General features: G+C 59.0%; 20 protein-coding genes, 1 tRNA gene and 1 pseudogene. 10 read left to right on the top strand and 12 right to left on the bottom strand.

Annotated features, from left to right (window positions below; genetic code table 11):
• Positions 1-259: 259 nt before the first annotated feature.
• Positions 260-706, bottom strand: coding sequence for a DUF1801 domain-containing protein (locus K2Q04_RS21935; RefSeq protein WP_291167758.1), 447 nt, complete (start codon positions 704-706; stop codon positions 260-262).
• Between the two features lie 602 nt (positions 707-1308).
• On the opposite strand from K2Q04_RS21935, the gene K2Q04_RS21930 reads away from it, so the two are divergent.
• Positions 1309-1914, top strand: a complete 606-nt coding sequence (locus K2Q04_RS21930; protein ID WP_291167755.1) for a Spy/CpxP family protein refolding chaperone — start codon at positions 1309-1311, stop codon at positions 1912-1914.
• A 66-nt stretch (positions 1915-1980) separates the two neighbouring features.
• Here the strand turns inward: K2Q04_RS21930 and K2Q04_RS21925 are convergent, their stop codons facing one another.
• The 5 genes from K2Q04_RS21925 to K2Q04_RS21905 form a co-directional block, all read right to left on the bottom strand.
• Positions 1981-2220, bottom strand: a complete 240-nt coding sequence (locus K2Q04_RS21925) for a hypothetical protein (protein ID WP_291167752.1) — start codon at positions 2218-2220, stop codon at positions 1981-1983.
• A gap of 318 nt (positions 2221-2538) precedes the next feature.
• A complete protein-coding gene (locus tag K2Q04_RS21920) occupies positions 2539-2766 on the bottom strand; it encodes a hypothetical protein (RefSeq protein ID WP_291167749.1) in 228 nt (75 codons plus the stop codon).
• On the bottom strand, positions 2763-3140 hold the full coding sequence (locus K2Q04_RS21915) for a DUF3240 family protein (protein WP_291167746.1): 378 nt from the start codon (positions 3138-3140) through the stop codon (positions 2763-2765). Before K2Q04_RS21915 ends, K2Q04_RS21920 begins: the two co-directional genes overlap by 4 nt.
• Positions 3071-6238 (bottom strand): CusA/CzcA family heavy metal efflux RND transporter, encoded by a 3168-nt coding sequence (locus tag K2Q04_RS21910; RefSeq protein ID WP_291167744.1) that lies wholly within the window; start codon positions 6236-6238, stop codon positions 3071-3073. Before K2Q04_RS21910 ends, K2Q04_RS21915 begins: the two co-directional genes overlap by 70 nt.
• Positions 6239-6241: 3 nt before the next feature.
• The gene (locus K2Q04_RS21905) at positions 6242-7291 is read right to left on the bottom strand and encodes an efflux RND transporter periplasmic adaptor subunit (protein WP_291167741.1); all 1050 of its coding nucleotides are present in this window, start codon (positions 7289-7291) and stop codon (positions 6242-6244) included.
• Between the two features lie 151 nt (positions 7292-7442).
• Between K2Q04_RS21905 and K2Q04_RS21900 the strand changes: the two genes are divergently transcribed.
• Together K2Q04_RS21900 and K2Q04_RS21895 are read left to right on the top strand one after the other, a co-directional pair.
• Positions 7443-8096, top strand: a complete 654-nt coding sequence (locus K2Q04_RS21900; RefSeq protein WP_291167773.1) for a response regulator transcription factor — start codon at positions 7443-7445, stop codon at positions 8094-8096.
• 226 nt (positions 8097-8322) lie between these two features.
• Positions 8323-9516, top strand: coding sequence for a HAMP domain-containing sensor histidine kinase (locus K2Q04_RS21895; RefSeq protein ID WP_291167770.1), 1194 nt, complete (start codon positions 8323-8325; stop codon positions 9514-9516).
• A gap of 148 nt (positions 9517-9664) precedes the next feature.
• Here the strand turns inward: K2Q04_RS21895 and K2Q04_RS21890 are convergent.
• A tRNA-Ser gene (locus K2Q04_RS21890) sits at positions 9665-9754 on the bottom strand.
• Positions 9755-9977: 223 nt separating this feature from the next.
• Between K2Q04_RS21890 and K2Q04_RS21885 the strand changes: the two genes are divergently transcribed.
• From K2Q04_RS21885 to K2Q04_RS21855, 7 genes are all read left to right on the top strand, one after another.
• The gene (locus K2Q04_RS21885; protein WP_291167738.1) at positions 9978-11147 is read left to right on the top strand and encodes a septal ring lytic transglycosylase RlpA family protein; all 1170 of its coding nucleotides are present in this window, start codon (positions 9978-9980) and stop codon (positions 11145-11147) included.
• A gap of 116 nt (positions 11148-11263) precedes the next feature.
• Positions 11264-12445 (top strand): D-alanyl-D-alanine carboxypeptidase family protein, encoded by a 1182-nt coding sequence (locus K2Q04_RS21880; protein ID WP_291167735.1) that lies wholly within the window; start codon positions 11264-11266, stop codon positions 12443-12445.
• Positions 12446-12475: 30 nt separating this feature from the next.
• The gene (gene tmk, locus K2Q04_RS21875; protein WP_092869495.1) at positions 12476-13105 is read left to right on the top strand and encodes a dTMP kinase; all 630 of its coding nucleotides are present in this window, start codon (positions 12476-12478) and stop codon (positions 13103-13105) included.
• On the top strand, positions 13105-14226 hold the full coding sequence (locus K2Q04_RS21870) for a DNA polymerase III subunit delta' (RefSeq protein ID WP_291167731.1): 1122 nt from the start codon (positions 13105-13107) through the stop codon (positions 14224-14226). Before tmk ends, K2Q04_RS21870 begins: the two co-directional genes overlap by 1 nt.
• Positions 14227-14275: 49 nt before the next feature.
• Positions 14276-15814 (top strand): methionine--tRNA ligase, encoded by a 1539-nt coding sequence (gene metG / locus K2Q04_RS21865; protein WP_291167728.1) that lies wholly within the window; start codon positions 14276-14278, stop codon positions 15812-15814.
• 52 nt (positions 15815-15866) lie between these two features.
• Positions 15867-16682, top strand: a complete 816-nt coding sequence (locus K2Q04_RS21860; protein WP_291167725.1) for a TatD family hydrolase — start codon at positions 15867-15869, stop codon at positions 16680-16682.
• On the top strand, positions 16679-17476 hold the full coding sequence (locus K2Q04_RS21855; protein ID WP_291167722.1) for an MBL fold metallo-hydrolase: 798 nt from the start codon (positions 16679-16681) through the stop codon (positions 17474-17476). The genes K2Q04_RS21860 and K2Q04_RS21855 overlap by 4 nt, the downstream gene beginning before the upstream one ends.
• Positions 17477-17524: 48 nt before the next feature.
• Here the strand turns inward: K2Q04_RS21855 and K2Q04_RS21850 are convergent, their stop codons facing one another.
• The 5 genes and pseudogenes from K2Q04_RS21850 to K2Q04_RS21830 form a co-directional block, all read right to left on the bottom strand.
• Positions 17525-17917, bottom strand: coding sequence for a DUF930 domain-containing protein (locus K2Q04_RS21850; RefSeq protein ID WP_291167719.1), 393 nt, complete (start codon positions 17915-17917; stop codon positions 17525-17527).
• Between the two features lie 243 nt (positions 17918-18160).
• Positions 18161-18928, bottom strand: coding sequence for an SDR family NAD(P)-dependent oxidoreductase (locus tag K2Q04_RS21845; protein ID WP_291167716.1), 768 nt, complete (start codon positions 18926-18928; stop codon positions 18161-18163).
• A gap of 42 nt (positions 18929-18970) precedes the next feature.
• The gene (gene purF / locus K2Q04_RS21840) at positions 18971-20458 is read right to left on the bottom strand and encodes an amidophosphoribosyltransferase (protein WP_291167713.1); all 1488 of its coding nucleotides are present in this window, start codon (positions 20456-20458) and stop codon (positions 18971-18973) included.
• A gap of 85 nt (positions 20459-20543) precedes the next feature.
• A complete protein-coding gene (locus K2Q04_RS21835) occupies positions 20544-21179 on the bottom strand; it encodes a CvpA family protein (protein WP_291167711.1) in 636 nt (211 codons plus the stop codon).
• A 55-nt stretch (positions 21180-21234) separates the two neighbouring features.
• Positions 21235-21466: pseudogene (locus K2Q04_RS21830) on the bottom strand (DNA repair protein RadA); the annotation flags it as partial.

The raw sequence follows: 21466 nt of genomic DNA, 5'->3' as shown, positions 1-21466 counted from the left end.
TCGGGGGAACTGAATTGGACGACAGTGCACTCACACATGCTGTGCGCTGTGTCGGCTGCTCCTTCGACCAGAAAATCTTCGTGCCCAGGAAGCATCCGGCGAAAGAGAGGATTTTAGGCGCCGGGACGATAGGAAAAGGGGGACTGCGCGCCGTTCGGCAGATGAGGGAGAGGAGATTTGCTCGAAGGGCGAATGATGCCAGATGATTCTCGTTCGCAGCTGACAGGACGCGCATGCTCCATGCTTTGCGAGAGGCACGTCAGGGTCTTTTTGGTTTCTTCGCAGAACGGGCGGGGCGGGCGTTAGAGCTCGCCGACGTGTTGAGTGCCGCGGCGGCGCGAATGAGCGCCTTCAATGCCTTTTCATCAATCTTGTCGCCTTCGTGAATATCGATAGCGCGCCTCGTGCTGCCTTCGAGGCTGGCGTTGAAGAGGCCTGAAGAGTCCTCCAACGCGGCGCCCTTGGCGAAGGTCAACTTCACGACGCTCTTATACGTCTCGCCCGTGCAGATGATGCCGGCGTGTGACCAGACCGGAACTCCTCTCCACTTCCACTCCTCGACTACTTCGGGGTCGGCCTGCTTGATCAGAGCTCGAACCCGAGCAAGCATCTCACCCCGCCAATCACTCAGCGTCTTAATTCTCTCATCGATCAGCCGAGACGGAGAGTCTTCCTGTTCTCCGTTCTTCGGGTGGCGTTGTTCCATCGTGGTTATCGCTTTCTTGTTTGCGTCGTTGGCGGTCTTCTTTGCGACCCCGATTTTTGACGACTACGTCTCTGCTTTACGAGGGCGGATGGTTCTCAATGTCTTGCGCGATGGCGACAAACGGGACCTTTGGGTTCCACACGACGGCTAGAAGCCGGCGAGAAAATGACGGCTCATCCCGGCAACGGAACAGCAATCGGTCGAGCACAGAACAGTTTTAGACACTGTGCAAACCATTATACTTGTTTGCGATGATCGAACGCCTTCCACCATTCACACGTTTCCTCACGCATGTTAGATACGCACCAATGCATTGGCCTGATGCGATGACGCTGGTCTGATGGGAATGATCCCCGGTCCCAGAATCTTTGGGCGGACCCACAGGTAACGCAATAAAGACAGTCGATAACGGTTGGTTGGCGCTCTCTGAGCGCGACCGACATTTAAGAACAGCTTTGCGATCATAAACAACTGCTAACGGCACCTCGCCCGAGGCAAGACTCCAGAACTTCGATATCGATCTATGAAGACGACGCTTCGGCCAACCTGCAGACGGCTTATTCGTAGCTTCTAACAATCGCGATAGGAACAAGGAGTTCAACATGTCGAAATTTATCGCGTACGGCTTTGCGGCACTCCTAACGGCCGCTCCATCACTCGCCATCGCGCAAACAGCACAGCCAATGCAGGGCCAGCCAATGCAAGAGATGCAGGGCATGCAGCCGATGCAAGGGATGCAACGGATGCAGGGAATGCAAAGAGGGCAAGCCCAAGGCAGGGATGACGTCACCACTAATCGGATCGATATTGTGAGGACTGCCTTGCAGCTAAGGCCCGATCAAATGCAGTACTGGCCAGCAGTCGAGGACGCGATCCGTGCACGGGCGGAAGGACGCCGCGAAAGAATTGAGAACATGATGTCTCGCATGGAAGAAGGTCAATTTGACCGGAACTTCGTGCAGGTTTTGCAAAATCGAGCTGATAATCTCATTGCTCGTGGAACCGAGCTCAAAAAGCTCGCTGACGCATGGCAGCCCCTTTATTCGACCCTGGACGAGGCTCAGAAGCGACGGATGCGCGTTCTCGGCATCCTCGTTCTTCACAGGATGAGGGAAGGCGTGGAAGCCCGGCGCGAGCAGATGGAAGACGAAGGTGCCGGAGCCATGACGGGCGCCGGTGCAGGCGAGACCGGCATGGGCCACGAATAGAATCGCGCCGTGCAGGACGGAAGGCCGGAGCAGACAGGCTTCCGGCTTTCCGAGCCCACTTTTCTATCAATCCTGTGATTGGATAATTTCGCCGTTGAAATGCCGGCGAAATCGCTCCGCCTCGGAGTGGTCGGCAAACCGGTAGACGGCATATTCAATTCCATCACGCTTTAGGGTGTAGCAGATATCGCAAATATTGAGCCCCTCGCAGAACTTCATCAACACCAGGAAATCTGTGCCCTGGTACTGCCTGGCGGGAACGGCCACGTGGTATGGCCAGTTCCTCTTTGGGAATGTTTCAGTCACAGCACCGGATTCTCAGCTTCGGAGAAGGTTAGTTCGATATCTAGCCCTTATTCTTGTCCCTATCGGAAAACGGCGGCCAATTAACCGGAAGCGCATCCCGGCGGTGACAATAGAGGCGCGTAAGAACGTAGTGACAGTGTCGATAGTCCCGCTTGTCAGCGATCCGTAACGGTGTCTCCTTGCGCGTGCCATCAGCCTCAGTTCCGATGATCGGTGGCGCAGTGTATTTCAATGCAAAGGCCATATTGCTCGCCCCGATAGCGGCGATCGCGATAAGATCAGTCGAATGATGCTCTGCATCGTCGTGTCCCTCAAATTTCAGGAATGGATATCGGGATTGCGGATCACTGAATGAGCCCGCTGTTCTTCAGTCCCGTCGCATCGTTTAGCCCGGCCGTCTTTTGGGGCCGACATCAGACGGTGGAGGAGCGCCCCGTGGTCGGTGGGGAACTGGAGCGCCCACATCACAATCGCCCATGCGCCGGCCACGAAAAAAAGCGGCACGAGAAACGTCCAAGAGGCATCTCCCAGAAAAGTCGAATTCATTGCTTTGCCTCTTTGAGTGGTGCGGTCAGCGGAGGTGCGTGGCCGGGTGGAGGAGATGGAGCTTCCTGCAGTCGACCAAAACGTTCGACCGGTTCGAGCCAATACGTCAGGTGTGCGATTGGGGCCTGTTCCGCGATCTCGCCCAAAATGAAATCAGCTTCAGCGCGCGCGACAACGGCCGTTATGACCGTTCTTTTCACGCGTCCCCGGACGCGTTCGCTCATCGTTGCATTGGCGAACCCAAATCCATGTCCCTCGGCCTCCCAGGTCGTAAAGCCAGGAACCGGCGGCTCGAGTGCGAGCATTATTTCGACGATGCGGTCGGCGCCGGCAGGCGGGCAGACAAGTGTGAGACGGAAAAGGGATTTTTCCATTGGAGAGATCCGGATGATGATTGAGAAAATTGACCGACCGCATCGCCAAAGCGACGGAACAGGATCGGCAGCAGGATGAGGGTGAGAGCTGTCGACGTCACAAGACCGCCAATGACGACAATGGCGAGGGGCTTTTGGATTTCTGAACCCGGGCCGTTTGCAAACAACAAGGGCACCAGTCCGAACGCGGCGATACTGGCGGTCATCAAAACTGGGCGCAGCCGTCTTAACGCGCCCTCGAAGACAGCTTCGCCAAGGCTCATTCCGCTTGCCAGCAGCTCATTGAAATGACTAACGAGCACCAACCCGTTCAGTACCGCGATGCCAAGAAGGGCGATAAAGCCAACCGATGCTGGAACGGAAAGGTAAGTGCCCGACAGCCACAGCGAGAGGAAGCCACCGACGAGCGCAAATGGTACGTTTGCAAGAATGAGAAGCGACTGACGGATCGAGCGGAGGGTTGCGAACAGAACCGCGAATATCAGACCGATTGCAACGGGTACTACGATCCCGAGACGTGCCGCGGCTCGTCGCTGATTCTCGAACTGACCGCCCCAGACGAGGTTGTAGTCTGGCGGCAATTGGACGTTGGCCGCGACGGCTCGCTGGGCTTCCTCGACGAAGCCGACGAGGTCGCGCCCCGTCACATAGGCTTGGACGATGGCAAACCGCGAAGCATTCTCACGATCGATCTTGACTGGTCCAACAACGCGCTCGAGAGATGCGATGTCGCCAATGCGAACCAAGCCGCCGTCGCCCGCTGCAAGCTGCGTCGAAGAGAAGAGCTCGGGCGACTCTCGAACGCTTTTGGTACCGCGGATCGTGATGTCGGTACGCCGGCCAGGTTCGATGACAAGCCCAGCCGACGTGCCTTCGAGTGTCGACCGCAGTTCGTCTTGAAGCTTCGTAGCAGAAAGTCCAGTTCGGCCCGCTTTGAGACGATCGATGTTGATCTGGAGATAATCAACCGTATCGTTCGCCACGGTCGAGACCTCAGCCGCGCCTGGAACTTTGCTGAGCGTTGCCTGGATTTGGCTCGCGAGATCCGAAAGCGTCTTCAAATCCGGACCGAAGATCTTGATGGCGAGGTCGCCGCGCGCACCGGTCAGCATCTCATTTGTGCGCATTTCGATCGGCTGGGTGAATGCAAACTCGTAGCCCGGAAGGTCGGCCATTGCAGCGCGCAGCTGCTCCAGAAGCCAAGCTTTGTCGGGTACCCGCCATTCGCTTTTTGGCTTCAAGACCATGAACGTGTCGGTTTCATTGAGACCCATGGGATCAAGACCGAGCTCGTCCGACCCTACGCGCGCTACGATGCGATCGATCTCGGGGACTCTCTCTTTGAGCGTACGCTGGATCTGGAGGTCTCCCTCAAGACTCGCATTGAGATTGATCGAGGGGTGCTTGGTGATCTGCATGATGACCGAGCCCTCATCCATAGTCGGCATGAACGACTTGCCAACCGCGCCGTAGGCAGCGAATGCGAGCGCTATACCGGCGGCGGCGACAAGATAGACAGGTAGAGGATGCGCCAGGCACGCCCGTAGCAGCGGGCGGTACGCCCGGTTGAGAAGCCTCATTAGCAATGGCTCTGCGTGCGCGCCGGACTTGAGCAAAAACGACGAGAGAACCGGTATCAGGGTAAGCGAGAGAATGAGCGATCCGCTCAGCGCAAAGACGATTGTCAAGGCAACTGGGCCGAAAAGTTTTCCTTCCAGGCCCTGCAGGGACAGCAGCGGCAGGAACACGAGGCAAATGATCAAAATGCCGGACGCGACAGGCGCGGAAACTTCGCTGGCCGCCCGATACACGACGTGCAGTTTTGGGAGGTCGGTCGACTTCGGGGTGTGCTGCAGACGCTCAACCGTATTCTCGACGATGACAACTGCCGCATCGACAATGAGACCTATGGCAATCGCAAGTCCGCCTAGGCTCATCAAATTCGCAGACATGCCAAAGACCGTCATCATGACAAAGGTCATCAGCGCGGCAAGCGGCAGAGCTACTGCAACGACAACGGCCGCACGCAAATTTCCGAGGAACGCGAGGAGCAGGATGACGACGAGAACTGTTGCCTCGATTAATGCTTTTCGTACCCCGCCTACTGCGCTCGCAATGAGATCAGACCGGTCATAGAAAACTTTAATCTCTACGCCCGCCGGCAGGCTGCCTTTTAGATCCGCCAATCTTTGGCGTACGGATTTGACGATCGCGCTGGCGTCAGCTCCCCGCAAAGACAAGACCAGACCTTCGACAGCTTCTCCATGGCCATCCTCCGTGACGGCGCCGTATCGCGTGAGGCTGCCAATCGAAACCTGTGCGACGTCGCCAAGCCGTAGAACCCGGTCGCCATGCAACTTGAGAACTATCTGCTCGAGATCCTTGGGCGCGCTAATGGCACCCTGGGCACGAACGACGAGAGTCTTTTCGCCCTCACTTAATCTGCCCGCGCCATCGTTCCGGTTGTTGGCCTCAATCGCCGCCGAAAGATCAGAGACATTTAGCCCGGCGGCTGCGAGCGCGGCGTTATTGGGTGTTACCTCAAACGTTCGCACCATGCCGCCGAGAGCGTTCACGTCGGCTACTCCCGGTATGGTACGAAGGGCGGGCCGAATGGTCCAATCAAGGAGGCTCCTGCGCTGTTCGAGCGTCAGATCACCACCTTCGATCGTGAACATGAACACGTCGGAAAGCGGTGTTGAAACTGGTGCCAGACCTCCAACAACGTTTGCAGGCAGGTCGCCGCGAACGCTGGCGAGACGTTCAGCGACCTGCTGGCGCGCCCAATAAATGTCGGTACCGTCCTCGAAATCGAGAGTGATGTCAGCGATCGCATACTTTGCGGCCGACCGCAGGATGGTTTGCCGAGGGATGCCGAGCAATTCCATCTCGATAGGTGCAATAACGCGCGTCTCGACCTCTTCCGGCGTCATGCCTGGCGCCTTGAGGATCATTTTGACTTGAACAGGTGAGATATTCGGAAAGGCATCAATGGGGATTGTGCGATAGGCATAGAAGCCGCCGCCGATCATCAGCGCAAATGAAAGCAGAACAAATAGGCGCTGGGTGAGCGAGAATTCGACCAGGCGTCGCAACATTCTCTACTCTCCCTGCAGGAGACGTTCGAGCTGCGGAATCCCGCTTGCCGCGACCTGCGCTTTGGCACCGATGGGACCGGAGATCGTAGCTAGATCTGGAGATCTGCCGCGCAACGCGACGGGTACGAGATTGAAGCCGGATTCACTCCGCACGAACACAGCAGACGTATTTTCAACGGTGACGATTGCCGAAGACGGGACCACCAATCCGCCGGTCTCCGTAGTGTGGAGAATGTTGACGTTGACCATCTGGCCAGGAAGCAATCCGGAATCGGCGGGTATTGTTGCGAACATCACTGCCGACCGCGTCATACGATCGAGTGATCCACCAATCGACACCACGCGGCCTTGAGGACCATTCTCCACTTCAAGAATGTCACCGCGTTTTATGAGAGATACGATGTTTTTCGGGACCTGAACCTCGATCCATAACTCGTCGCTCGTATCAATGGTGACCGCAGCGGTCATGGCATCGATTTTATCGCCCGGCATGACACGCGTTTCGGCGGCAATGCCGTCGGTTGGAGCCGGAACTGAATATTGCCCGTCGTCACGCGTGACTATTCCATTCAGCGCGGCCGTCCGCTTGTGCTGCTCGATGACTGCCCGGATTTTCGCAACCTGAGCTTCGGCTTCATCGGCGAGCGTTGGATTCTGATAATTTTTGTCGGCGAGTGCGCGTCTGCGCCGGGCGACCGCGTCGGCGGTTTGAAGTTCAGCTTCGGACTGAGCAAGCTGGCTTTGGGCTTCGAGCAACTCACGGCTCGAAACCGTGATCAAGGGGGCCCCCTTGGATACCCGCTGGCCCGGCAATACATGCACTTGAACGACAGTCCCCGCGAAGGGCGCCGCCGCAACTACGCGGGTATTCAGAGGCGGCACAACGGTCCCGGGAAGCGTGGCTACGGTCTCCGTCTTCACTTCCTTCACAGGCTCAAGACGGATGTTGAGTTGTCGCACTTGCTCCGGTGTAACTGCCACATCCTTTGCGCCCGCCTTTGACGGACCGAGCGCGAGAAACATCAGGAGAATGAAATATCGTGGACCACGCATCGCAAGTTCCCAGTCGACCCTTCGAGCCGGTCGTTTGGGGGTGCAAGCTGAAAGGAGGCTGAACCGAACCTGCAGCGATACTGAAATGTGCTTTTCAGCTCGTTTTCAGCATCGTCGTGCTAGGTTTAGCGAAAACGCGTTGGAGGCGGCGATTAGAGTTCTTTTGCTTGAAGATGATAACGAGATCGCCGAACGACTGGCGAGCGGTCTTACTCCCGCCGGTTTCACGATTGAGCGCGCAGACAATGGCGCCGACGGCTACGCTATGGGTATGGACGATATATACGCGGCCGCAATTCTCGATCTCGGCCTTCCTGAAATGCAGGGATTGGATGTTCTCAAGCGGTGGCGAGCCGCCGATTGCAAGATCCCCGTTTTGATTTTGACGGCTCGTGGCACGTGGGCTGAAAAGGTTGACGGCCTCAACGCGGGCGCGGACGATTACATTACAAAGCCATTTCACATACCGGAAGTCGCTGCGAGGCTTAAGGCGCTGATACGGCGCTCATTGGGAATTGCAAGTCCTGTTTTGACTCATCGCGATATCTCGCTTGATACGGCTTCGAGCCGGGTTCTGCGCGATGGCCAACCGGTCGAACTGACCGCCAGCGAACTAAAGATGCTCAATTATTTTATACATCGTATCGGTCGTGTCGTATCCCAAGCAGAACTCACGGAGCATTTGTACGCGCTCGATGAGACACGCGAGTCGAATACGATTGAGGTCTACGTAAGCAGACTAAGGCGCAAGCTCGGCGCGGACATCATCACGACCGTTCGCGGCCTCGGCTATCGAATGGACTAGGCAAATGACCAGTCTGAAAGGTCGCCTAATTTTTGCAGCCACGATCTGGATCGCAGCGGGGATGATCTTGGCTGGATTCGTGCTGTCAGAAGTCTTCAGGAAGCACGCCACGAACCAATTGTACGCTGAGGTCTACGAGCACCTCGATGAACTTCTTCGTCTAACGGACTTCAAGACAGATAATAGTCCTCGTCTGGCTCGACATTTGAGCGATCCGAGATACGACATGCCGTTGTCCGGCTACTACTGGGAGATCCAAGAAGGCGATCGCGTTCTTGCCGGATCTGGATCTCTCGACGGCAAAACACTCACCATACCGCAGAATGCATCCGCGGGTACCGGTATCCATACCTATGAGGTAAGCGGGCCGACTGGAGCCGTGCTCGCGGCTGAGAAGGTGGTTTCAATATCACCAAACAATGCATTGACCCGGTTCATCGTTGGTACGGACCGCCGTCACCTCGATAAAATGATTGCGAGCTTTCGCAACACACTGATGTGGTCTCTGATTGCGTTCGGCCTATCGTTGATCCTCGGGGCTACGTTGTTAATTTTGTACGCGCTGAAGCCATTCAGCGAATTACGTATCTCCCTTGGAAATGTACGAGCTGGCACGGAGAAAAACCTTGATGGGAATTTTCCTTCCGAGGTTGTGCCATTGGTTGAAGAGCTCAACGCTCTTCTGAAATCAACTTCGGAACTTGTGCAAAGGGCTCGCACCCAAGCCGGGAATCTGGCTCACGGCCTAAAAACACCTCTTGCGATATTGACAGACGAGGCTCATCGCATCGAACGAAAAGGTTTGTTGCAGTCGGCGACAACAATCATTTCGCAGTGTCGCAAAATGCAAACACAGATCGACTACCAAACGGCTCGTGCTCGTGCAGTTGCGATGCGATCGATGCCGGGCACGTTCGCGAACGTTCTCAGGGCTTCGGAAGATGTCGCTCGGGCATTGCGGCGGCTGCACGAGGGAAGCGGCGTGACGATATCGGTCGACGTATCGGCGGCAACGTCGGTCGCGTGCGATCCTCAAGATCTCAATGAGATGCTGGCCAATATTATCGATAACGCCTGCAAATATGCAAAAGCAGCTGTGCGTATAGAGACGAGTGGCAGCTCTTCAGACAAGCTCGTTCACATCCGTGTTGACGACGATGGGCGTGGGTTGCCGCCGGAGGCGTTCGAGGTGGTGTTCGGCGTTGGTGAGCAATGGGATTCACGAGCGGGTGGATCTGGGCTGGGCCTCGCCATCGTTCGCGATCTGGCGCAGCTGTACGGCGGGAATGTCGAACTCCAGAAATCGCCTTTAGGCGGTCTTTCCGTCATCCTGTCGCTTCCCGTTGCCCCTCAACGCGGGGAACAACGCGCCGCCAACGCCGAGGGCAGGTCAGTCGTGCTCGATAGATCGGCGCAATGAGCCCCAGATGCACTTACCGGCTAAAACATCCGGTGACTCAGATTTTCTGTCTCTTATAAGCGAGGCCTACAACCTCGGAAGCGTCGCGGTGACTTTGGCGCACGGCTCTTAACTTGGACCGGTTCGGACGCCATCGGATAAGGGCCGATGGCGGAAGGGGTGGGATTCGAACCCACGGTGGACTTGCGCCCACGCCGGTTTTCAAGACCGGTGCCTTAAACCACTCGGCCACCCTTCCGGAACTTGGCGGCCAGACGGTTCCATACAACATGGAGCGTCAACGAGCTCGGTCCGGAGGCTTCTCCTAGCCGGTTCGGCTTTCTGTCTCAAGGTCCCTAGAGCTTAACCTGATCCTAAGTCGCATTTGCCATCATTCCAGCAAGCTTCGGCCCACCTTTGCGCGCTTGATGGTTCGCGAGGGTGCGCTTGGGCGGGCGTAGCGTATCAAGTGAGTTTGCGTAATGGAGAGGCGTTTATTCGGCTCGCTCAGGGCGTGCCGGCTGATGCTCGCTGCGAGTGCAGCGGTGCTTACAACGGCCTGTTCATCAAATAATCCGTCGCCGGGGTCGCTGACCGGCGTCTCGCGCTCTGCCTTCTCGGAAGACGAATACGGCGTCAAAAGCAGCCCGCGCGTAGCCTCCTCCGATAACGTCCCGAAAGGTGGTGGACATTTCAAACTCGGTTCGCCATACAAGGTCGCCGGGCGGTGGTACGTCCCCCGCGAAGATCCCAATTATCAAGCATCCGGTGTGGCGTCGTGGTACGGCGCCGATTTTCACGGCCGGAGAACCGCTAACGGCGAAGTCTTCGATGCGAAGGCATTGACCGCCGCGCACCCGACGCTGCCGCTCCCGTGCTATGCCTATGTCACTAATCTCGACAACGGCAAGACTGTGCTTGTGCGGGTGAACGACCGCGGGCCGTACGTCAACGACCGGCTTATCGACATGTCGTACGCCGCAGCAAAACATCTGGGATATATCAACAACGGACGGGCCCGGGTGCAGGTTCGTTTTGCTGGATTGGCGCCGCTCAGCGGCGACGACAGCCGTGAACGGCAGTTTCTGGCTTCCCAAGAGTCCGGGCAGCGGCCGGGCAATTGGACACCGCAGCCGCCCAAGCGCGCGTATGCATCGGCCGAGCCCAGATATCAGTCTGGATACGGATACCAGTCTGGTGATCGGGCCGGGTACCAAGGATTGCCGGCAGAATCTACGGATCGCTGGTCGGCGACCCGCTACCGTGCCGCGCTTGCGGGCAAGCCGGATCGGGGACCGCCTCCCACCTTCCAACCGTTCGTCCAGCAGGCAAGTCTGTCCGCGCCTTCGAGGGACGATGGCCGGATGTCTCTTTCCAGTCCGCAGCCGTTCGACCGTGGTGCCGCTCCGCAGCCTTTCGGAAACGGCCGCACGTACGTCCAGGTCGGTATTTTTCGCGACCGGTCCAACGCCGAGAGATTGCGGCGCGAGCTTGGATCGCTCGGACCGGTGGAAGTGGCGCCGCTACAAGTCGGAACTGCGTCCGAAGCCTACCGTGTGCGCGTGGGGCCATTCTCGGAGGCCGATGCGTCCCGTGCCCAAAGCCGAATTGCGACATATGGCGTCGCCAATACGGCGATCGTCAACGATTGAGGCCTAACGGCCGTTAACCTTACGTTGACCATGTTACAATGTGACCGGATACTCCTATCTTTTGGGGGGGGGTGTCCCGCTCTCGAGGCGGCGCTGGGCAAAGCGTGGTTCAATCGATGTCGAAGAAGACCTTCAGCATGTGGTTCGCGGCCGTTGTGATCGCGGTATCGCTTTGGGTGCCGCTCGGCGGAGCTATTGCGGCAGAGTCTGCTTTTGCGACGAAAGCGCCGCGCGCCATCCTCATGGACGCGGCGACCGGCGCGACCTTGTTCCAACAGAATGCCGACGAGCTGGCTCCGCCTGCGAGCATGAGCAAGCTCATGACGCTTGCCGTGCTGTTCAGGGCAATCAAGGAAGGCCGCATCAACAAGACCGACGAATTCGTCATGAGCGTCAACGCGTGGCGGAATGGCGGGGCGCCGTCGGGCACGTCGGCGATGATGGTGCCGGTCAACACCAAGGCGACGGTCGAGGAACTCATTCAAGGCGTCGCCGTGCAGTCGGGCAATGACGCCGCCATGTGTATTGCGGAGAGCATGGCCGGAACGGAAGCCGCCTTCGCTCGCATGATGACCGATGAGGCGCGTCGTATCGGTCTTGTCAAATCGACTTTCGCGAATGCAACGGGTCTCGAAGCGCCGAACCATGTGATGACGGCGCGCGAACTCGCCATGCTGGCGCGTTACCTCGTCAACGAATATCCGGAATTCTACCCTGCCTTCGGCCAAAAAGAATTTCTCTACCGCAAGCACAGGTTCATCAATCGCAACCCGCTGCTGTTTCTGAACATCGGCGCCGACGGATTGAAGACAGGGCACACCGCCGCCGCTCGCTATGGCCTGGTTGGGTCTGCGGTGCAGGACGGCAAGCGCCTGATCGTCGTCGTCAGTGGGCTCGAGAAAGCGGACCAGCGCAAGGACGAGGCCGCGAAACTTCTGGATTGGGGTTTCCGGTCGTTCAGCGAAGTTAAAGTGTTCGACGATGGAGAAATCGTCGGCAAGGCGCGCGTGTGGGGGGGCAAGGAATGGTACGTGCCGCTTGCTCCCAAGGGCGACGTGATGTTCCTGTTGCCGAAATATCCGGCCAACCAAAAACTCTCGGCGGAAATCGTCTATAAGGCGCCGCTGAAACCTCCGGTAAAAAAAGGCGATCAAGTTGCGGTACTTAAAATTACAAGTACCAGCAGCGCTTCGGTCGAAGTGCCGCTCTATGCATCTGAAGACGTGCTCAACGGGGGGATCGTGCGGCAAGGTGTCGATTCACTTGTTCTGATGGCCTTGCGCCGTTTAGCGCTCTAGATTACGCCCGCCGGCAATAGAGGCGAGCCAATGAAACGCGGAAAATTCATTACATTCGAAGGCGGGGAAGGGGCTGGAAAGTCGACCCAGGCCAAACGTCTTGCTGAGCGCCTGGAGCGCACGGGCATCAGCGTCATCGTCACGCGGGAGCCCGGCGGCACTCCGGTCGGCGAAGACGTGCGCGAACTCATCATGCGCGACCATCCGACAGATCCCGTGACGGAGCTGTTGCTCTTCGCGGCGGCGAGGGCCGAGCATGTAACGTCCGTTATCCGGCCTGCATTGGATGACGGTACGTGGGTGATATCTGACCGCTTCATGGATTCGACGCGCGTCTATCAAGGTAAGCTCTATGGCTTGGAGCCCGAGTTCATCGCTCAGCTCGAGCGCTTCACGGTCGCGCCCGATTATCCCGATCTGACCTTGATCCTCGACTTGCCTGCGAGCGCCGGTATCGAGCGTGCGCAACTTCGCGGCACGCTTTCGCGCTATGACGCGGAACGCATCGAAACGCACGAGACCCTGCGCGAGGGCTTTCTCGAGATTGCCGACGCCGAACCGTTACGCTGTGTGCTGATCGATGCGAGCCTGACGGTATCGAGTGTCGAGACGGCGGTCTGGCAGGCCGTGTCGTCTCACCTGCTTGCCGAGGCCGATTGATGGCGCGGGCGCCGCTTGTGGCGGAGACGGAAGTCTTTCCCGAGGCCGACCGGCTGGACGATTTTCCGCATCCGAGAGAGACCCGGGCGCTCTACGGCCAGGAAGGCCCGCAATCGGTTTTCGCCGAAGCACTCGCGGGCGAGCGCATGCATCATGCGTGGTTGCTTTCGGGACCGGCGGGAATAGGCAAGGCGACGCTCGCCTATCAGGTCGCGCGTGTGGCTCTTGCGCAGCCGGAGGAGCGCGACCTTTTCGGCCACGGCCTCGCAATCGAGCCCGACTCGCGAACGGACCGGCAAGTGCGAGCGCTCTCTCATCCATCGCTGCTCGTCATCAGGCGCCCTTACGACCAAAAGACGAAGCGCTTCCCGCAGTCCATTCCGGTCGACGAGGTCCGCAAGCTCAAAAACTTTCTGTCGCTCAGCGCCGTTGGACAAGGGCGGCGCGTCGTCATCGTCGATACGGCGGATGAGCTCAACCAGAACGCGGCGAATGCGCTGCTCAAATCGCTGGAGGAGCCGCCGGAGCGCACGATCTTTCTGATGATGACATCGTCGCCGGGCCGGTTGCTCGCGACCATCCGGTCGCGGTGCCGGACGATCGCGATGGGTCCGCTTGCCGAGAGCGATCTGAAGCGGGCGGCGGCGCAGGCTCTCACAACGGCCGGAAAAGCCGTACCGGAAGCGCATGAATGGGAGACGCTCGCGCCTCTCGCGGAGGGGAGCGTCGGACGGGCCTTGGTGCTGCTCGGGGGCGGGGGCCTTGCCCTTCAGTCCCGGATCGATCAGGTGCTGGCGGGCCTTCCGCGGCTGGATCTCAAGACGGTGCATGCGCTATCCGACGAGCTGCAGCCCTTGGCGCAGGATCGTAAATTCCAGCTGTTCATGGATCTCCTGCAAACGTCGCTGGCGCGGCTCATTTTCGCAGCGGCGACCGGAAAAGGGGCAGAACGGGACGTTAGTCTCGCAAAGCGTCTTATCGGCGACGGCCGCCTTGCCACTTTTGCCGAGCTATGGGAAACACTGGCCCGCGACAAGGCTGATGTCGTTTCCCTCAACCTTGATCGCAAATCGCTAATCCTCGGAACTTTCGCGCGCCTCGAGGCCGCGAGCCGCGGTTGAGTCGAGCGCGGTCGCATCCTGCGACCGGCGATAACGAAAGATACCGAGAGTGGCGGAAAAATATTACATCACGACGCCGATTTTTTACCCCAACGGAAAACCGCATATCGGTCACGCCTACACGGTGATCGCAAGCGACGCGCTGGCGCGGTTCGCCCGCCTCGATGGGAAGGATGTGTTCTTTCTCTCAGGCACGGACGAGCACGGTCTCAAGATGCAGCAGACCGCCGAGAAAGAGGGTGTGCCGACGATTGAGCTGGCGGACCGGAATTCGGCAATCTTCCGCTCGATGATCGAAACGCTCGGCGGTTCGAACGACGATTTCATCCGCACGACCGAACCGCGCCACTACGCGTCTTGCCAAGCTATCTGGGAGCGGATGGCCGCGAACGGCGATATTTATCTCGCGCGCTACGGCGGCTGGTATTCGGTGCGGCAGGAAGCCTATTTCGACGAGAAAGAGACGACCGTCGGAGAGGATGGCGTGCGCCGCGAGCCGCTCGGGTCGCCGGTCGAATGGAACGAGGAAGAGAGCTATTTCTTCCGCTTGTCGGCTTACCAGGACAAACTGCTCGCGCTTTATGAAAGCGATCCGGAATTCGTCGGTCCGGTTGAGCGGCGGAACGAAGTTGCGAGCTTCGTCAAATCCGGCCTCAAGGATCTTTCGATTTCGCGTTCGACGCTCAAGTGGGGCGTGCCGGTTCCCGGCGACGACAAGCACGTGATGTACGTGTGGGTCGATGCGTTGACTAACTACATCACCGCTGCCGGGTATCCGGATACGAACAGCGCGAAATGGAAGTATTGGCCTGCCGACGTTCACATCATCGGCAAGGACATCGTGCGGTTTCACGCCGTCTATTGGCCGGCCTTTCTAATGTCCGCCGGTATCGAACTTCCGAAACGGGTTTTCGCGCACGGGTTCTTGTTCAGCCGCGGCGAGAAGATGTCGAAGTCGGTCGGCAACGTCGTCGATCCGTTCGATCTCGTGAAGGCGTATGGCCGCGATGCCGTGCGCTATTTCTTCCTGCGCGAAGTGATGTTTGGTCAGGACGGAAACTATTCGTCGGAAGTGATCGTCAATCGCATCAACGCCGATCTCGCCAACAACCTCGGCAACCTCGCGCAGCGCTCGCTGTCGATGATCTTCAAGAACTGCGACGGCGCGATCCCGGCTCCAGGGCAACTCAGCGAGGCGGATCAGGCGATCCTGTCGGCGACGGATAGTCTTTACGTGATTGCGCGTGCGGAGATGGAGCGGCAAGCCGTCACCAAGTATCTCGATGCCGTGTGGACCGTTATCGCCGACGCCAACCGCTATTTCGCGGCGGAAGAGCCGTGGGCGAAAAAGAAGACGGACCCGGCGCGCATGGGGACGATCCTGTACGTGACGGCGGAGGTTGTCCGGCAGTTCGCCATCCTCGCTCAGCCGGTGATGCCGGAAAGTGCTGCGAAGCTGCTCGATCTCCTTGGCGTTCCGCAGGACGAACGAACATTTGCGTACCTTGGCGAGAAGGGCCGTTTGAAACCGGGCGCGCGGATCCCCGAACCGCAGGGTGTTTTTCCGCGCTACGTGGAACCCGAGTGAGCGGACAACGCGCCGCACCGCCGACACGGGCCTCTGGAGAGTAAAAGACCTGATGCTTGTCGATCATCATTGTCATCTCGATTTTCCGGAGTTCGCGCCGGAGCTGGATCAGGTCGTGGCGCGTGCTCGCGAGGCCGGCGTCGGCACGCTCGTGACGATCTCGACGCGCATTCGCAAGTTCGACGATGTGAAGGCCGTCGCCGAACGGTTCGACGATGTCTTTTGCTCGGTCGGAACGCATCCGCACAATGCACATGAGGAACTCGACATCCCCGTCGAGCGGATCGTCGAACTTTCGCGGCATCCGAAAGTCGTCGCAATCGGCGAAGCCGGACTTGATTATCACTACAAGCATTCGACTCCCGAGGCGCAGGCGGAGGGCTTCCGCCGCCACATCGCTGCCGCGCGTGAAACGGGGCTTCCGCTCGAAATTCACACGCGCGAGGCCGACGCCGACACGATCGCCATTCTCGAGGCCGAACACGCGAAGGGCGCATTTCCGGCCGTGCTCCATTGCTTCACGGGTGGACGGGAACTCGCGATGCGCGCTCTCGACCTTGGCCTCTACGTGTCCTTCAGTGGTGTGATCACCTTCAAGAACTCGGAGGCATTGCACGAGATCGCACGCGACGTGCCGCTCGACCGGATTCTCGTCGAAACGGATGCGCCGTTTCTCGCGCCCATGCCGTTCCGCGGCAAGCGCAACGAACCTGCATTCGTTGCCCGCACGGCTGCGGCGCTTGCGTCTATCAAGGGCGTCACCGCCGACGATATCGCACACGCGACGACCGAGAATTTCTTCCGGCTCTACAGCAAAGCGAAACGGCCGCTCCGGGCAGCCGCAGCCGGCGGGTCCGCCGCGGCATGAGCTACCGGTGCACGATATTGGGTTGCGGCTCGTCCGGCGGTGTGCCGCGCATCGGAATGAACTGGGGTTCATGCGATCCCGACAATCCGAAAAACCGGCGGCTCAGATGTTCGGCGCTCATCGAGCGTACGGGCTCCGGCGGCAGAACATCCGTGTTGATCGATACGTCGCCAGATTTCCGCGAACAGATCTTGTCGACCCGGCTGACGGCCCTCGATGGCGTTCTTTACACGCACGATCATGCCGATCATACGCACGGCATCGACGACCTGCGCATGGTCGCATTCGCGATGAAGAAGCGCGTGGACGTCTACTTCAACAGGGAAACGGGCGACAGCCTTAAGACGCGCTTCAAATACTGCTTCGAAACGCCTGAGGGCTCACCCTATATGCCCATGCTCAACGGTCATGAGATCGACGGCGTCAAGCCGATCGAGATCGCCGGGGGCGGCGGCACGATCTCTGCTCAGCCCGTGATGCAATGGCATGGATCGATCAAGTCGCTCGGCTACCGCATCTCGAACCTCGCGTATTCGCCGGACATCAACGACATCCCGGCCGAGTCGATACCGCTGCTTGAGGGGCTGGACGTTTGGATCGTCGATGCCTTGCGTCATACGCCGCATGAGAGCCACTTCAGCGTGAAGCAGGCTCTCGCGTGGGTGGAGCGCTTGAAACCGAAGCGCACGATCCTGACGCATATGACGAGCGAGCTCGACTATGAAACGCTCGTGCGGCAGCTGCCCGATGGCGTCGAGCCCGCATATGACGGCATGATGATTTCGTTCACCTGACTTTGCGATCAGGTTGCGATCGCACGTCTCGTTCGTCCGTGTGCGGCCTCATTTCCAGAGGCCGAAATCTTCCCATTTGTTCTCGGGTATTTCGCCACCGAGTTTGTAATCGAACGAGGTCGCTTTCATCTGGTCGGCGCTCACCGCGCAGGTGAAATCCAAAAAGTACCAGTGATTTTTCGCACGCACCGCGCCGTTTTTGGCGATGACGACGTTGTCTTTAAAAATTGCGGGCTTCTGAAGCGTGGTGGTGACGCGATCGACGCCCTTCAGGTGGCTACCTTTGCGGACCGCATCCAGTCCGCGCAAATTGCAGACTTGATGGGCGCGTTCTTCCGGTTCGAGCTCTTTGAGCACGCGATCCATCGATGCATCGGCCAATGCCGTTTGCGTGCTGCCCGCCAGAATGAGTAGCAAGACAAGACTTCTCGTTAAGCGCATTCTGTTGTGTTCCCCACGCCTGTTTGGCCAGCTTCCGCCGGACCAGAACGGCCCCCCGGCCGTGATTGTCAAAGCGCGCGAGGTTGTGTCCGTTTTGAGGCGAGGTTGGGGCCAGCAGTTCTCCGCTGCTGTGCGGGGATGGCTGTACTCTGTCTTGGAGGCTGGTTTCGTCCGAGCGCGGGTTGGTTTTGTGTCGTGAAACTGTCGCCGGCGGTCGGACGATGGACCGCCAATTTATTCCATTCAGGCGTCTGACGCCGATCGTATGGACGCTTCTTTCCCGGCTTGCTGCTCGCGCCACTCGCGGAAATTCACCGTTTCGCCGTTCAGTTCGCAATCGGGCGAGGCGAGTTCGACGAAGAGGGGAGCGAGGGCTTCCGGCGGCGGCAGTGTCGCCGCATCTTCGCCCGGGAATGCCTTGGCGCGCATTTGCGTGCGCGTCGCGCCGGGGTTGATGAGGTTGGCCTTGACGGGAGTATTCACAAGCTCGGCGGCCCAGGTTTTGACGAGGGCTTCGAGGCCTGCCTTGGATGCCGCGTAGGCGCCCCAATAGGCATATTTGCCGCTTGCTGCGCCGGACGTCACAAATATGGCTCTGCCGGCGTCGGAGCGCTTCAGAAGCGGGTCGAGCGTGCGTATCAGCCGCCAATTGGCAATGAGGTTGATGTCGATGGTCGAAACGAAGCCGTCGTCCGTCGTATGACCGAGCGGCGAGAGGGGGCCAAGAATGCCGGCATTGGCCACGAGGATGTCGAGACGCTGCCAGCGCTGAAAGATCGTCGGGCCGACCTGGTCGACACGGTCACCCTTTTTCAGATCAAGCTGGAGGAGCGTCGCGGCGCCGCCGGCCGCTTGAATCTCATCATCGAGGGATTCGAGTGCTCCGACGTTGCGCGCGGCGATGATGACGTGCGCGCCGGCTTTCGCGAGGCCCAGCGCGACAGCTCGGCCAATTCCGCGCGATGCGCCCGTCACAAGAGCTATGCGACCGGAAAGAGGGCTGTCGGTCATGTGTCACTTACGAATCTAAGAGGCGGCCGTCAGAGGCCTGGATCAGCCCACTTCGGCCAAGAGGGAAAGCTGCCGGGGTACCGCCTCGCCGCCGTAATCGGTCAGGTTCGTCGGGTAGTCACCGGTGAAGCAGTGGTCCGTGAACTGCGGTGCGCGATCGTCGCGGCGATCGAGGCCGATGGCGCGGTAGATGCCGTCGACCGAGAGGAAAGCCAAGCTGTCGGCGCCCATGTATTCCCGCATTTCCTCGAGCGTCATGTTGGCCGCGAGCAGATCCTTTTTGCTCGGCGTGTCGATGCCGTAGAAATCGGGGTGGGTGATCGGGGGCGAGGAAATTCGCATGTGGACTTCGGCGGCGCCCGCATCGCGGATCAGCTGCACGATCTTTTTCGATGTCGTGCCGCGGACGACGCTGTCGTCGATCAGGACGACGCGATTGTTGCGGATTACTCCGGAATTCGCCGAATGCTTCAGCTTGACGCCGAGCTGGCGGATGCGCTGCTCCGGTTCGATGAAGGTGCGGCCGACGTAGTGGTTACGGATGATGCCGAGCTCGAAGGGAATTCCGCTCTGCTGGCTGAAGCCGATTGCGGCGGGAACGCCTGAGTCGGGAATAGGGACGATAACATCTGCGCCGGTCGGCGCTTCACGGGCCAATTCGACGCCCATGCGTTTTCGGATGTCATAAACGGTCTGGCCGCCGACGATAGAATCCGGCCGCGCGAAGTAGATGTATTCGAAGATGCACGGCCGCGCCGGGCGGATCGGGAAGGGGCGGTGGCTCTCGAGACCTTCATCGGTGATGACGACGACTTCGCCGTTATCGACCTCGCGCAAAAATTCGGCGCCGACCATGTCGAGTGCGCACGTCTCGGAAGCGAGAACGTAGGAGGTGCCGAGACGGCCGATGACCAGGGGCCGGATGCCGATCGGATCGCGTACGCCGATCATCATATCGTTGGTCAGGCAGACGAGGGCGTAAGAACCTTCGATCTGGCGGATTGCGTCGACCAGGCGTTCGACGATGCGGCGCTTCTTCGAGCGCGAGAGGAGGTGAAGGATGACTTCGGTGTCGGAGGTCGACTGGCAGATGGCGCCGGAGGAGATGAGCTCGCGCCGTAGCGTCAGAGCGTTCGTGAGGTTGCCGTTATGGGCGACGGCAAAACCGCCTGTATCAATATCTGCGAAGAGTGGTTGAACGTTTCGGATAAGGGCTTCGCCCGTCGTCGAGTATCGATCGTGCCCTATGGCCATTCGGCCTTTGAGGCGGGCGAGAACATCTGGCTTGGAGAAGTTATCACCGACGAGGCCCATGCGGCGCTCGGAGTGAAAGTTGCGGCCGTCGTAGGAGCAGATGCCTGCTGCTTCCTGGCCGCGGTGCTGGAGTGCGTGGAGGCCCAGCGCTGTTATAGCTGCGGCATCGGGATGGTCGAATATTCCGAATACGCCGCATTCTTCCCTGAGGCGATCGTCGCCGTAGCGGGTAAAGGTCAGACCGTCGATTGTGGTCACGCCGCCTTGCTGTGCCATAGGCACCCTCCCGCGATTGAGCTGGCCTACTACGCCCGATACGCCGGTTAACCTTCGAACATTCCGCTATGCTCGACGCCGGTCGTCACGCGACGGTCATATAGTACCGCTTGCCGCCAATGACCAGCGCGACTGAACGACCCTTTTGTTCATTAAAGCCTTGTTGTCCCGGCTGTTCGTTCGGCGAGGGCGGGGGCGGCGTCGTCGATGGCTGCGGAATAACCTGCAGCAGAACGTTCCGGATGGCTTCGCCCGTCGATTTCACGTAATCGCGAAAATAAGCGTCGCGAACAAGGGGATGCTGCTTGTCCTTGTCCGGCGAGATGAATGCCTCATAGGCCATATAAGGGATAACGAAGAGCAGGAATCCGCGGAGGACGCCGAAGACGAAGCCGAGAACCCGGTCGATCATGCCGACCTGCGAGTCGAGGATCGCATCCGATATGCGGGCCGTGATCAGGTGCACGATGATCAACACGATCAATGCAACCACGACCGCCACGGCCACTGTCGCAATTTGAGGCGGAAGGCTTGTTTGCGCAGCGATATCCGCTGTCATTTCCTTCTTGGTCGCGAAGATCCAATAGCCGACGCCGGCTGCGGCAATCCACGACACGATGGAAAGAAGTTCGCGGGCGAACCCCCGGTACATCGCCAGAAGACCGGAAATGAACGCTACGGCGATCAACGCCAAGTCCAAGTAGGTGAACGGACCGATCATGGCCGGAATCCCTCTCTGATCGACAGCTCCCCGAGCGTCAGACTCGCTCGCGAATTCAGTCGCATGGCGTCATTGCCTCTGCAAGCGACTTGAGATGCGAGATGCGAGAAAGCGACAACTTCATCCCCTGAACATCGATCTCGCCACTTTCGGGCAGAAATGCGCGTCCGAACCCAAGTTTTGAGGCTTCTTTCAGCCGCGAGGTCATCATGGTGGCGGCGCGGACGGCGCCGGACAAGGAAACTTCACCGAAATACACGGTGTCGCGGGGGAGGGTGACGCCCGAA

This window comes from Hyphomicrobium sp. (assembly GCF_019753045.1).
Lineage (GTDB): Bacteria > Pseudomonadota > Alphaproteobacteria > Rhizobiales > Hyphomicrobiaceae > Hyphomicrobium_B.
This window is presented reverse-complemented; position numbering and strand designations above follow the sequence as displayed.